We start from the raw sequence: 10,461 nt of genomic DNA, 5'->3' as shown, positions 1-10,461 counted from the left end.
CCCTAAAATTAGGCTTATCTCTCCTGGGAATTCCCGTTTTGGAAAGAATGTAAATCAGTTATCAGTTTCAGTTATCAGTTATCAGTTATCAGTTATCAGTTATCAGTTATCAGTTATCAGTTATCAGTTATCAGTTATCAGTTGACAGCAAAAAACGACCCAATTCATAATTGATAATTCATAATTGATAATTGATAATTCATAATTGATAATTCATAATTCCCACACCCTACACCCTACACCCTACACCCTACACCCTACACCCCACACCCCACCCCTTGCATTGCGTATCTTTGACAAAAGCGGGTGATATTTTATACCCAGAAAAAGTGTACTATGCTGACGTGAAAAAACCTGACTTTTTGCTAACCTAGATATAGCTCTAATCAGAGCCAATATCTTTGGGGGAAGCTTAGAGATTAATCTAGTTAAACTGACTCATGACGTTATCTTATTGTCGTCTGTTGCCTATTAGCTTTCAGGTGATAACTCGGAGATCGGGAATTAGTACAAAAGTTCAGATTTCCTCTCCGCAGCCCCAGCGTTCCTGTGTAGTCTTAACGAGTAATTTTATCCCAGAGATGTTATCGTTAAAGCGGTCAAATGTCCGAACGTCCTAGAGGATTTTCGGGAAAGAGCATTTGCCCTGTCGTAATCTCAGATAGAACCTTATGAGTCAATCAATTGAAGATAAAGCTATGGCCGATGCTGATGTATCAGATTATACCACAAATAAAATAATTGTCTCTAATTGGATCGCCCCTTGGTCGAAAGGCAATCGGAAAAATCCGTCACCGCAACCAAAATGGGATTTATGGCAACCCCTGCGGCAACGAATTGATCGCCTAGAAATCAATACACCTGAACTAGCTCACAGGATTTGTCGTCTAATTCCGGCTCAATGTCCCTTTGCGCGGAAAATTAACCTATTTAGCTGGACAATTCTAGAGATTCCCCCCCTTTGCAAGCTAAATCCCCTCTACGAAAACCTGATGATGTTAAGATTTCGCGCTCTTTCTTACCTGGCCGATGAATGTGGAGAGGATATCGGTGCTTACTGCTAAAATGGGAGAGTGTCTTTAATCGCCACACCTATGGCCATCATTGCCCTGAAAGCTTGGTATCTGGACAAATACGAACCTATCCGTGAGGTTGTCAAACGTCCCCACGACTTGCGCTTAAGTCGCAATAGTCTCTTAAAATCGGGTTTAAGAGCCGATTTTCTCGATGATAGTCTGACGATACAGGGTTCTGTCTGGTTCCAACGCTATCTAGAAGGGGAAAGGGTGGAATTTTACCTCGAAGGTAGTGGCGGTTACGTCATCTCGAATATTGACCTGATTTCCCAAGAAATTTACTTTACTAAACAGGACCTCAGCACTTGGCTGGATCCCATCATTTATTTTAGCTCCCAAAGCCAATTTAAGGACTCTAGCACCGCTTTAAAAACAGTTTTGACCGAAACCGTCGAAAATCTCAATAAACGCTCCCGTTTGCCCTTAACTATGGAAGAAACGCCTCGAACTGAGGGCAATGTCACCCGGTTGAGTGATAGTCAATTACGCAAAATTCGCAAAAGTTTATTATTTATTGCCGATGCTACGGCGATTAGCCAAAAGGAAACGGAATTACTGCCCAGTCCCCTAGTGGGTGTAGAATTGGGTTATGCGATCGCTTGTAAACAGGGCGGACAAATTCTGCTAACCTATCAAAATCGGGCGGAATTAAAGGGTAAACTAGCTTTTGACCTGCCAAGCTACCAAAAATTAATTTTCTCGGATCTGAGCGAATTGCGTCTCACTTTTCCGCCTTTAATGGCAACTTTATTACAAAAATTCAATCTGATTAGTTAAAAAAATGAGTAGAAAAGCTGACGAGTACGCTGTACATTTGTTCTTGAGCAGTGGACATCGCGAGGAGGTACGTTTTTTGACTATCCAAGAATTTCAAAAGTGGTACAGTAACGAATTAGTTCCGAAAGCCGATTCCAGGGATTTTATCAATGTTCCGATCAGAAATATTCAAGGGGAATATATGGTTTTACGTCCAGCTAGTATCGTTGCTATTCGCGTGGAACCCGTCTTTTTTGGCAGTGTGGAAAGAATCTAATTTGTCGTTATCCCTAAAAAAGATAGTTAGATAGGGAGAATTTTAGAGATTATTGATAATTCTCTCAATGTCAGCTTGAATTTGATTGCTGACTTTGCCTTGCCAGCGTTCTTTTAATTCCCTTAATCCCACTTCTGCGTATTGACAGATCTTATCTAAAACTTCTTTGCCGTCGCTGGGTTGAGGATAGGAATTCTTTTTACAGATAATATAAATTCCTGCGGTTAAAGCTAAAATAACTTCTGGCTCGATTTGGCTAATATTAATTAAATCTTGTCGATTACTCAGATTGATTCCGTAGATACTGAAGTCTTCTTTAATGGCAAAAGCAGCGGCGAATAAATAAGCATCTACCATGCGCTCAAAGGTTTTATTATCTTTTAGTACCTGTAGATAATTTCTGGAAGTTTCCGAGGCATAAATCTTCAAACTGGGATCGATTCTCTGCATTAGTAATTCTCCATCACTTCAATCACGGAAGCATCTTCATCGGCAGCCAAACGGTGTATTTTGAACATATCAGTAGTATAGGGGAGCAGCAGATTTAAAAGTGGATCGGGAAGATCGCGATCCGTGGCTAAAATAATCACTTGGGAGTTTAAATTAGGGAGAGAGTTAATAATATTTTTTTGATGTTCTTTGTCTAAATGGCCAAAAGGTGTATCCATAATTAGGGGAACACAATTATCGGTTATTTGATTTAAACCAGTGATAAAAGCAAAAGCTAAAGCTTCCTTTTCTCCCGCACTTAAGACATCGGGATTTAATAATTTTCCCGTGATGGTACGGATTCCTAAAGTGTATTCGGGAGTGATTTCTACTCCTCTATATTCCTCTGGTTTGTTGGTTACTTGTAAATAGCGATCGCTGGTTACTTGATTAATCATTTTTTGGGAATTATCGATATGCCATTCGATTAATTCGTTAGTGGCATTTTTTAAACCTCTGGCCATTTTAACCTGATTAGATAACATCAGTGTGGTTTGATTTTCACTAGCTAAAATTTCCACTTCTTTGCGTAAATTTTCTAATTGCTTTTCTTTGATTTCAATGTCCTTTTGCAAGCGTTCGATCCTTTCTTCAATCTCCTTAACTTTTTGTTCCGATTCATCAACTTTTCGCCAAATATCCCTCACCGAGTCTTGATTTATTCCCGTGGTTTCCTGTTTTAGCTGTCTCATATCTTGATTAATTTCTTCGATTTCTTCTTCTAAAAGATCTCTTTGTAAAAGCAATTGACTATAATTGCTAAATTTGGCATTATCTCGGATAATTCCCTGTAAATCAATTCTAATTTGATCTTTTTCTATTCTGGTGGTGTTGTCCACTTCTAAGGACTCTAGTTCGGCAATTTGTTGAAGTATAAAATCACGAGAACTTTTATCTAAACAACGACCACATAGACAGCTTTCGTCGTCAAGTATTGCTTTAAAAATTGCTGTAGAATTAGTTTTATAGTTGCTTTTTAAGCTAGTAACTTGCAAATCATCGGCCATTTCCTGCACAAAGTTAATCAGCAAAGGTATCGAAGCTGTTTTTAACCAAGAATCAATAGACTTTTGCAGGTTATTTAACTCAGTTTGTAAACCGATACGCTTTTTATCTAAGTTATGAATTTCCTCTAACTTTTCTCGTAAACTTTCAATCTGAGCAGCTTTTTCTTGAGCGACTTGGTAGATAACTATAGCATCTTTTCCCTCATCTTTAGCATTTTTACGCTGACCTTGTTGCAGATCAATTTCTTCTTCTAATTCTCGCAATTGTTGCAGCTTATCTGTAAATTCCTGACTGGTTCCCTCTGCTTTATTTAAACGTTTTTCTAATTCTTGTAAGGCTTTTTCTGTATCATCGCGCAGATTTCTTAATTCCGGGATACCCAAAACTTTTTCAATTGCTTCTTTTGCTTCTTTAGTTTGAGTTATCTGGGTATATTGTTCAATTTTTAAGCCATCAAAACAGAAAAAATCTCGAATAGATTTAGGAAGCAATGCTTCGATATATTCCCTAGAGTTACTTCTTATGGTTCCATCTTCATAAAATAATGCTTCCTCTAAGCTGAGAGAAGAAGTGCTACCATTAACGTTTAATTTCGCTGTGCGACTGATAAAGTAATTTTTCTCGTTTCTAGTAAAATTTAATTCTACCCGCATTTCTTTTTCTTCTGCTGATGAAGAATCCCCCTCACCTCGATAAAAATAGGTTTTCATAGTCTCTTTAGATACAATATCTACCCCATAGAGACACCATAAAATCGCCGTCATCAGAGAAGTTTTACCGTGGCCATTATTACCGAAGATAATATGAATTTTTCTGTCGGGATGCAGGTTAAAAGTAATATTTTGACTAGGGTAACATTTCCAATTAGTTAAGCGAATTTGTTTCAGTCTCAAAGTCATAGAGTTTATTTATTGTGAGGAGTCGGTATATTTTTCGATAAGTTTGACAATTTTAGGTGATAGCTGCCGATTTTTTAGAGTAATTTTTTCTACTTCTAAAGTCATGGCTTCCTTTAGCAGTTGGGGAGGTATCTCATATTTTTGGGCTATTTCTTTAATTTTAGCAGTTATGTCCATGAATTTTCTGGGGGTTGGGGATTGTCAAGTCTTAATGCTTATTTGCCAAGAGAGCTCTTGATGACGAGAAATTTTATAACAGATCTGAGTAGGTAAGACCATAGTAACTTAATTCTTGGACTAATCTGTTAATAACTGTAGCTTGATTGCTGGCTGCCCGGGCAAAATCAATAACTCTTTTGATCTCCGATGTAATTAATTTTACCTCACTATCGCTCCAAGGGTTAAGACATCGATTCAAGTTGCTTTTTTCTTGGCCACCAGCTGCCGGGATAATTTTGCTGCGACGTTGAATAAATTGACGAGGAGAAGCATCAGCAGCGAGGATAATTCCTGGACTGACTTGTGTTATATCAACTCTCTCATCAAGACATTTTACTGTCACTAATGCGTCAGTATTTCCCGAAGACAACTGTGATAATAACACAACTCGATCGCTGTCTAAGGAACTAGAGCGAGCGATTCTTTTTCCCTGACGCACCAATCGGGTACCAATCTAAACAAGGTAGATAAATTTTTTTCAATGAGATTATGGCGATCGCTACGGTATTCTTCTAATAAGTCTAATTGTTGTAGTGACAATTTAAATTCCTCCTCGATCTCGTTTTAAGTCATAAATCACTTTTTCATAACACCAGCTTTTACTACGTTGGGGATTTCTCAATCTAATACTTAAAAGTAATCGAGTCGCTAAAGCTTTATCTCCATTCACGAGGGTTAAAAGTTCTCTTTCTAAGTAGAAAAGTTGCTGCTGACTGATTGGCAAATTTTGACGATTATTTTTAGAAGTAGCTCTTTTCGGTTTAGTGGGGGATAAAGATAGGGTATCGACCAACCACCAGATAGCTACAGCTAACCCCAACAAAAGCACCCCAGTAAAAGAGTATAAAACGATGCCTAGTAAATTCATTAATCAATTCCCGTGTTTGTTAATGATCAAGGTTTTAGGCTAATCTACCCTACACAAAAACACCACAAAAGCTAAAATAGATAGCTGACAGTGATTCTGAACATGATAGCAATATAGAATAAACCGCCTTGTATTACCGTCTTCTTCTTGATTTTAACACCCTAGAAAACGGGTTAATTGCCTTAACACCCGAACAAAGTCATTATCTTAAAAAAGTTGTTCGTTTAAAATCCCATGACCGTTTTATTGCCCTAAATGGACAAGGACAAGCGTGGTTAGCGGAAATAATTGATAATTCTGCCCATCTTTTAGAAGCGATAAACGAAACTAGCGAACTACCAGTACAAGTGAATTTAATGGTAGCAATTCCCAAAAATGGCTTTGATGATATTGTTCGCGCTGCCACCGAATTAGGAGTTTATCGGATTATCCCGCTGCTGACAGAACGCGGTTTAGTTAATCCTAGTCCTCAAAAAATTGACCGTTGGCGAAAAATTGCCCGGGAAGCTGTAGAACAATCAGAAAGACAGATTATTCCCATAATCGAAGAACCACAGCCATTTTTAGCCATCCTTAAGCGGGGAGCTAACCCACAGACAACTTGTTATATTGGTGTTACGCGTAGAACAGTGGCCCCGCTACTTTCTCAATTGCAAACATCAACCGAGATAACCATGGCCATCGGACCGGAAGGGGGATGGACGGAGGCAGAAATAGAACAAGCAATCGCCGCTAATTTTCTACCTGTATCACTGGGAAAACGCATTTTGAGAACAATTACCGCTCCCTTAGTGGCTCTCGCTATCATTAACGCCTATTTAGACAGCTAATTGACTACAGTTTTTATGACCAAGACTAGCAATCGAGATAACTGAAATCCTTTCGCTTCTTACCCAAAGCAAGAACTAGCAGCAGTTCCCCGGTGGTCAGATTTTCCCTTTTTTGTCGAAACCACCCTGGACTGGGATACCGCCTTGCAACCCGATAGCACCCTCATATTCCTCGAAAAAACTCGCCCTAGCGCAACTTTATGACCTCTAGTAGCCCTTCTAACCCCTCTTTTGACTGGTTTAACCCCTCGCCCCAGCAAGACAGCGATTTACTGGCACAAATCGGCTTTATCCCCGGTGTCAAAGAATTTCTCACCCTGCGACAGGTTCACGCCTTGGAACACGCCACCGTCTGGGTATTAAGCGAAATGGCTGCCCGTCGTCAATCGCCTTTTGACCATTCCCCCGCAGATAACGAGGCCCTGGGGGGACTGTCCACCGATAGGGGTTTTTATCTCTACGGACAGATTAATACAAATGAACTGCAAATTGCGGCCAAACAGGCGCTCCGTCGTCTCAAAAATGGCGAGGGGCAATTGGCATTACATCCGCGTTGTGGCACCAATTTATCGGTAACTTTAGCCTTAACCGCTGGCTTCGTCTTAGGGACTCATCTTATCTTCCCCAGAGGTCCGATTTCTCAGTTATTAGGCTTAGGTTTAGCCACTGCCACCGCTTTTCAAATCGGGCCAGATGTGGGAATGTCGGCCCAAAAATACCTGACTACGGCTATTCCCTTTAACTTAACAATCGTTAACATTGCACCAAAGGCAGACCTATGGGGACGTTCGGGGCATTTCGTGGCAGTGGAGTGGCAAGATTTGCAATAAAACTTAAAGTAAAAACCCTTTCGGCAAACTCGCTCTGATTGTAACCTGTTAACTAAACCCTAAAAAAAAACAACAGCTATGCCTGGAATCGAACGCGGAGCCGAAGTTAGAGTCAAACGGAAAGAGTCTTACTGGTACAACGATGTAGGAACCGTAGCCAGTGTTGACAAAAGTGGTATCCTCTATCCCGTTATCGTCCGTTTTGATACTGTTAACTACCACGGTTTTAGTGGTAGCGCCGGTGGACTGAATACCAATAACTTCGCTGAAAGTGAATTGGAACTCGTTAAGGCTGCCCCCGCTAAGAAATAAAGCTGACTAAAATTCAGCCTATCATCACCGACTGACTGACAGGAATTCTCTCTTGTTGGTCGGTTTTTTTATAGCTGTCAGTTATCAGTTATCAGTTATCAGTGAACAGTGAACAGTTTACTGATATTACATTTTGGGCGCATCGCTTGCGCCCCAACCATATAAAAACTGACTAATAAATTATTTAAAATTTGCTTTAACCTTTAGCCCACAAGAGTTAATTAGTTTAATTATTCTAGATAAGTTCTTAAATGCTTGACAAAATATATTGAATAATTTATAATATTAAGTAACCAAAAATCATGATAATGTGCTATGGACATAATCGGTTTTGAGGTGTTTGAAAAATAGTTTTTCAGTAATCAAATCTGGAATTTATGAGCATTTTAGAACTGATAGAAAAAAGACTAGAAGAAAACTTTGCCCTCCACGAACAATACCTAAACCCCCAGATGGTTAGGGTACTAAAAACGATCGGCTATGATCGCCACTACGTTAAAGCCCAAGGTCCGTACCTATTCGACAATCAGGGGGAAAAGTATCTGGACTTACTGAGTGGTTTTGGTGTTTTCGCCCTCGGACGCAATCACCCCAAGATCGTGCAAGCTTTACAGGAGGTATTGACGGCAGCATTACCCAATTTAGTCCAATTGGATGCTTCTATCCTAGCGGGATTGCTGGCCGAACGGTTAGCAGCGATCGCCCCTCCCGGATTAGAACGAGTTTTCTTTGCTAATTCCGGCACAGAAACTGTCGAGGCCGCCATTAAATTCAGCCGCTACGCCACCGGACGCAGCCAAATTGTTTACTGTCAGGGAGGCTACCACGGGTTAACCATGGGTTCCCTTTCCGCCACTGGCGATCCCCATTATCGCCAGGGATTTGGGCCTTTTGTCGCCGATTTTAAGGAAATACCCTTCGGCGATCTGACCGCACTCGAAAAAGCTCTAATTAACCAAGACGTAGCGGCTTTTATTACCGAACCGATCCAAGGTCACGGGGTGAGAATTCCCGAACCGAACTATCTCCCGGCGGCGGCTGCCCTTTGTCGTCGTTATGGCACTCTTTTTGTAGCCGATGAAGTGCAGACCGGTTTGGGCCGGACCGGCAAAATTTGGGCAGTGGAACATTGGGGGGTAGAACCGGACATTTTATGTGTTGCCAAGGCTCTTTCGGGCGGTTTTGTGCCAGTGGGAGCGGTTCTCTGTCGTCGCTGGATCTTTGATAAAGTATTCGATCGCATGGATCGTTCTGTGGTTCACGGTAGCACTTTTGGTAAAAATAATCTGGCCATGGCCGCCGGTATTGCCACTTTACAGGTGATTGAGGAGGAAAAATTAGTCGAGCGATCGGCTTTGATCGGTCAACAAATTATCGCAGAACTGCAGCCCCTCGTAGATCAGTACGAATGTTTGCAGGAAGTGCGGGGATTGGGTATGATGATCGCCTTGGAATTTGCCGAGCCGAGCAGTTGGTCACTAAAAGCCGCCTGGAAAATGCTAGAAACCGCCAATAAAGGGCTATTTTCCCAGTTAATCGTCGTTCCCCTCTTTACCCGTCATCAAATCCTCTCCCAGGTTTCCGGCCACGGCATGAATATCATCAAGTTTATCCCCCCCCTCACCCTCTCCGATGAGGATTGCCGTTGGCTTGTCACCGCCGTTAAAGATGTGGTCGCTGATGCACATCGCTTCCCAGGGGCCGCTTGGGAATTCGGCAAAACCTTGGCCAGTCAAGCTATCCGCCAAAAAACCGCCAAAAAATAGTTAATATGTCCAGTTTGTTTCATCCCCTCTGCGGTAGTAATCTTAGTACCCTATTACGTTTATTTTTGACTAATGGCGGCATCGATCGCCCCAATTTGGCCCCAGCAACCCTGGCGCTGGCAGTTACCCTAGCGCGACTGCCTTTTTCTACCCTAGAACGAATTTTAATGACAGGGTTTTATGAGCGCCGCGTGCAGGTAAAAGCACCCATTTTTATTGTCGGCTATTGGCGCAGCGGCACGACCCATCTGCACAATTTACTCGGTCAATCGGAGCATTTTGGCTATATTTCGCCCCTAGCGGTGGGATTACCCTGGGATATACTCGGCATCGTCCGCTTATTTCAACCGCTGCTAGAATTAGCTCTACCAAGCGATCGCCATGTGGATAACGTCGCCGTTACTCCCAATTCACCCCAAGAAGACTCGATCGCCCTGGCCAGCATGATCCCCCTTTCCTACTACCATGGTTTATACTTTCCCCAACGTTTTCAGTACCATTTCGAGCGAGGGGTTTTTTTTCAAGGCTGCAGCGAGAAAGAAATCGCCAATTGGCAACGTTGGCATACTCATCTATTAAAAAAAGTTTCCATCCACCAAAAAGGCAAACAATTACTACTCAAAAACCCCGTTTATACGGCACACATCGCCAGATTGCGAGCTATCTGGCCCGATGCTAAATTTATTCATATCTACCGCAATCCCTATCTAGTTTTTCCCTCAACCCGCCACTTTTTCACCCGCATCCTACCGGAACTAGCACTGCAACCCTACGATAATTTATCTATTGATGTCATCGAGCAAGCGATTCTGAAAAGTTATCCCCCAATGCTTAATTCTCTCCTGGGAGATAGTGCCGATTTACCCGCCGATAGTTTTGTAGAAATTCGTTTTGAAGATTTAGAAAAAGACCCCCTAGCACAAATCGAGAAAATTTACGATCAACTGCAACTTCCCGACTTAAAAATAGCTATGCCTCGCTTTGAGAAATATATCGCCAGTCTGCAAGGATATAAAAAAAATAATTATCCCCCAGAACCAAAAGCGATCGAGTTAGTCGAATCCCATTGGCTGCCATTTATTCAACGTTGGAATTATTTTTAGTTATCAGCTTTTTCAGTTATCAGTTATC

Annotated in this window: 14 protein-coding genes; 8 read left to right on the top strand and 6 right to left on the bottom strand. The window is 41.5% G+C overall.

Annotation, left to right across the window (positions count from 1 at the left end; genetic code table 11):
• Positions 1–671 precede the first annotated feature (671 nt).
• From PN470_RS22010 to PN470_RS22000, 3 genes are read left to right on the top strand one after another with little or no spacing between them, the layout of a single operon-like run.
• Positions 672–1,064: a Mo-dependent nitrogenase C-terminal domain-containing protein gene (locus tag PN470_RS22010; RefSeq protein ID WP_002750927.1), complete on the top strand. Its 393-nt coding sequence runs from the start codon at positions 672–674 to the stop codon at positions 1,062–1,064.
• Positions 1,065–1,094: 30 nt separating this feature from the next.
• Complete coding sequence (locus PN470_RS22005; RefSeq protein ID WP_002743467.1) at positions 1,095–1,853, top strand: hypothetical protein; 759 nt, start codon at positions 1,095–1,097, stop codon at positions 1,851–1,853.
• 4 nt (positions 1,854–1,857) lie between these two features.
• Complete coding sequence (locus PN470_RS22000; RefSeq protein WP_002750923.1) at positions 1,858–2,109, top strand: hypothetical protein; 252 nt, start codon at positions 1,858–1,860, stop codon at positions 2,107–2,109.
• A 42-nt stretch (positions 2,110–2,151) separates the two neighbouring features.
• Here the strand turns inward: PN470_RS22000 and PN470_RS21995 are convergent, their stop codons facing one another.
• The 6 genes from PN470_RS21995 to PN470_RS21970 form a co-directional block, all read right to left on the bottom strand.
• Complete coding sequence (locus PN470_RS21995; protein WP_002732247.1) at positions 2,152–2,559, bottom strand: hypothetical protein; 408 nt, start codon at positions 2,557–2,559, stop codon at positions 2,152–2,154.
• Entirely contained in the window at positions 2,559–4,505 is a 1,947-nt protein-coding gene (locus tag PN470_RS21990; RefSeq protein ID WP_271936504.1) for an AAA family ATPase, read from the bottom strand. The genes PN470_RS21995 and PN470_RS21990 overlap by 1 nt, the downstream gene beginning before the upstream one ends.
• Positions 4,506–4,514: 9 nt before the next feature.
• Positions 4,515–4,682 carry a hypothetical protein gene (locus tag PN470_RS21985; RefSeq protein WP_271936502.1) on the bottom strand — a complete coding sequence of 56 codons (168 nt, stop codon included), beginning with the start codon at positions 4,680–4,682 and terminating at the stop codon, positions 4,515–4,517.
• Between the two features lie 73 nt (positions 4,683–4,755).
• Positions 4,756–5,109, bottom strand: a complete 354-nt coding sequence (locus tag PN470_RS21980) for a restriction endonuclease (protein WP_271936500.1) — start codon at positions 5,107–5,109, stop codon at positions 4,756–4,758.
• 14 nt (positions 5,110–5,123) lie between these two features.
• Positions 5,124–5,264 (bottom strand): hypothetical protein, encoded by a 141-nt coding sequence (locus PN470_RS21975; RefSeq protein WP_162205076.1) that lies wholly within the window; start codon positions 5,262–5,264, stop codon positions 5,124–5,126.
• 1 nt (position 5,265) lies between these two features.
• Complete coding sequence (locus PN470_RS21970; RefSeq protein WP_016514887.1) at positions 5,266–5,592, bottom strand: hypothetical protein; 327 nt, start codon at positions 5,590–5,592, stop codon at positions 5,266–5,268.
• A gap of 128 nt (positions 5,593–5,720) precedes the next feature.
• On the opposite strand from PN470_RS21970, the gene PN470_RS21965 reads away from it, so the two are divergent.
• From PN470_RS21965 to PN470_RS21945, 5 genes are all read left to right on the top strand, one after another.
• A complete protein-coding gene (locus PN470_RS21965; protein WP_002775274.1) occupies positions 5,721–6,422 on the top strand; it encodes a 16S rRNA (uracil(1498)-N(3))-methyltransferase in 702 nt (233 codons plus the stop codon).
• Between the two features lie 200 nt (positions 6,423–6,622).
• Positions 6,623–7,252 carry a DUF6391 domain-containing protein gene (locus tag PN470_RS21960; protein WP_016514889.1) on the top strand — a complete coding sequence of 210 codons (630 nt, stop codon included), beginning with the start codon at positions 6,623–6,625 and terminating at the stop codon, positions 7,250–7,252.
• A 78-nt stretch (positions 7,253–7,330) separates the two neighbouring features.
• Entirely contained in the window at positions 7,331–7,564 is a 234-nt protein-coding gene (locus PN470_RS21955) for a photosystem I reaction center subunit IV (RefSeq protein WP_271936492.1), read from the top strand.
• Positions 7,565–7,941: 377 nt separating this feature from the next.
• Positions 7,942–9,330: an aspartate aminotransferase family protein gene (locus tag PN470_RS21950; RefSeq protein ID WP_271936489.1), complete on the top strand. Its 1,389-nt coding sequence runs from the start codon at positions 7,942–7,944 to the stop codon at positions 9,328–9,330.
• Between the two features lie 5 nt (positions 9,331–9,335).
• A complete protein-coding gene (locus PN470_RS21945) occupies positions 9,336–10,433 on the top strand; it encodes a sulfotransferase family protein (protein ID WP_016514891.1) in 1,098 nt (365 codons plus the stop codon).
• The last annotated feature ends 28 nt before the right edge of the window (positions 10,434–10,461 follow it).

The organism is Microcystis sp. CS-574 (genome assembly GCF_028329095.1).
GTDB lineage: Bacteria > Cyanobacteriota > Cyanobacteriia > Cyanobacteriales > Microcystaceae > Microcystis > Microcystis ichthyoblabe_A.
The sequence above is the reverse complement of the archived record's forward strand: the minus strand, read 5'-3'. Positions and strand labels throughout refer to the sequence as shown.

Bases quoted from the DNA above. Each gene is read 5' to 3' on its own strand.
- PN470_RS22010 (WP_002750927.1), top strand. From the start codon at position 672: ATGAGTCAATCAATTGAAGATAAAGCTATGGCCGATGCTGATGTATCA.
- PN470_RS22005 (WP_002743467.1), top strand. From the start codon at position 1,095: ATGGCCATCATTGCCCTGAAAGCTTGGTATCTGGACAAATACGAACCT.
- PN470_RS22000 (WP_002750923.1), top strand. From the start codon at position 1,858: ATGAGTAGAAAAGCTGACGAGTACGCTGTACATTTGTTCTTGAGCAGT.
- PN470_RS21995 (WP_002732247.1), bottom strand. From the start codon at position 2,559: ATGCAGAGAATCGATCCCAGTTTGAAGATTTATGCCTCGGAAACTTCC.
- PN470_RS21990 (WP_271936504.1), bottom strand. From the start codon at position 4,505: ATGACTTTGAGACTGAAACAAATTCGCTTAACTAATTGGAAATGTTAC.
- PN470_RS21985 (WP_271936502.1), bottom strand. From the start codon at position 4,682: ATGGACATAACTGCTAAAATTAAAGAAATAGCCCAAAAATATGAGATA.
- PN470_RS21970 (WP_016514887.1), bottom strand. From the start codon at position 5,592: ATGAATTTACTAGGCATCGTTTTATACTCTTTTACTGGGGTGCTTTTG.
- PN470_RS21960 (WP_016514889.1), top strand. From the start codon at position 6,623: ATGACCTCTAGTAGCCCTTCTAACCCCTCTTTTGACTGGTTTAACCCC.
- PN470_RS21955 (WP_271936492.1), top strand. From the start codon at position 7,331: ATGCCTGGAATCGAACGCGGAGCCGAAGTTAGAGTCAAACGGAAAGAG.
- PN470_RS21950 (WP_271936489.1), top strand. From the start codon at position 7,942: ATGAGCATTTTAGAACTGATAGAAAAAAGACTAGAAGAAAACTTTGCC.
- PN470_RS21945 (WP_016514891.1), top strand. From the start codon at position 9,336: ATGTCCAGTTTGTTTCATCCCCTCTGCGGTAGTAATCTTAGTACCCTA.